Below are 1,675 nucleotides of genomic sequence, written 5' to 3' on the forward strand. Positions count from 1 at the left end.
CGGGCGTAGGCGAGGGCCGCCGTGGTGCCCTCGACGTCTTCGACATGGACCGCGCCGAGTACGACGGCAGGCCCGAGAGCCTGGGCCCGCGGGTGCTGTCGGACGAGGGCCACCGACTCGACGCCCTCGTGGCCCAGGCGCTCAAGGACGGCAGCGAGCAGTACGGCGCGTACTTCCGCATCCGCCGCCGCGACGGCAGCCACCAGTGGACCCACACCCAGGGCCTCGTCCACCGCGACGACACCGGCCGGCCCGTCCGCATCATCGGCATCCTGCGCGACGCCACCCACGAACTCACCGAGTCCGCCGCCCGGCTCGGCCTCGACGAGGGCCGCAGACAGCGCGCCGGGGTCGTCGAGGGCACCACGGCGGCCCTCGCCTACGCCCGGACCGTGCAGGACGTCATCGACCTGCTCAACGACTCGCACGCGCTCGAACACTTCGGCGCGGCCAGCCTCGTCATGGGGCTCCTCGAAGCCGGGCGCATCCACCTCGTCGCCGAGGGGCCGGACGGCGCCTTCGTGCCGGGCACCCGGTTCACCCGGGTGGACGAGCCGTACCCGATGAGCGAGGTCATCCGGACCCTGCGCCCCCGGTTCATCGACTCGGCCCGGGACTTCGCCGACTCCTTCCCCGTGCTGTGGCCGCACATCAGCGGGCTCGGCATCACCGCCGCCGCCTATCTGCCGCTCATCGCCCAGGCCCGGCCCATCGGTGCGCTCGGCCTGCTCTACAGCGACAAGACCGGCTTCAGCGAGGACGAACGGACCCTGCTCGTCGCCCTCGGCAGCAGCATCGCCCAGAGCCTCCAGCGGGCCATGCTCTACGAGCAGGAGCACGACCTCGCCGAAGGGCTCCAGCAGGCGATGCTGCCGCGCCGGATCCCCGAGGTGGCCGGCGCCCAGACGGCCGTCCGCTACCGCTCCGCCCGCCTCGGCCGGGACATCGGCGGCGACTGGTACGACGTCATCGCGCTGCCCGGCGGGCGGGTCGGCTGCGTCATCGGCGACGTACAGGGGCACGACACCCACGCGGCGGCCGTCATGGGCCAGCTGCGGATCGTGCTGCGCGCCTACGCCGCCGAGGGCCACCCCCCGGCCACCGTCATGGCCCGGGCCTCCGTCTTCCTCCACGAGCTCGACACCGACCGCTTCGCCACCTGCACCTACGCGGAGGTCGACCTCGGCACCGGGGTCGTCCAGGTCGTGCGCGCCGGCCACGTCGACCCGCTGATCAGGGAGCTCGACGGCAGCTGCCGCAGACTCCCGGTCGAGGGCGGGCTGCCGCTCGGGCTCTCCGCGGAGTTCGGCCGCCTCGACTATCCCGTGACCACCCTGGAACTGGACCCCGGCCAGACGCTGATGCTCTACACCGACGGCCTCGTGGAGAAGCCCGGAGCCGACCTCGACGAGGGCCTCCAGTGGCTCTCCTCGCTCGTCCGGCGCGGCCCCGCCGACCTCAAGGAGCTCGCCGACCACCTGTGCGACGTGGTCGCCGACCGGGGCGGCGACGACGACGTCGCGATCCTGCTGCTGCGCCGCCACGGCACGTACCAGCCGCGGGGCACCGGCCGCTTCCAGCAGCACGTGGCCCAGAACGACCCGGAGGCGCTGAGCTCGGCCCGGCACATGATCCGCGCCGCCGTCCGGGCCTGGGGCGCGGATCATGTGCCGGG

1 protein-coding gene is annotated in these 1,675 nt (G+C 73.8%); it reads left to right on the top strand.

What is annotated here, in order from left to right:
* Positions 1-1,675 (top strand): SpoIIE family protein phosphatase (locus tag CCN56_RS35055; protein WP_107484274.1); only part of this gene is annotated, 1,675 nt, incomplete at both ends.

It is taken from the genome of Streptomyces sp. NRRL B-24572, assembly GCF_002156145.1.
Classification (GTDB): domain Bacteria; phylum Actinomycetota; class Actinomycetes; order Streptomycetales; family Streptomycetaceae; genus Streptomyces; species Streptomyces vietnamensis.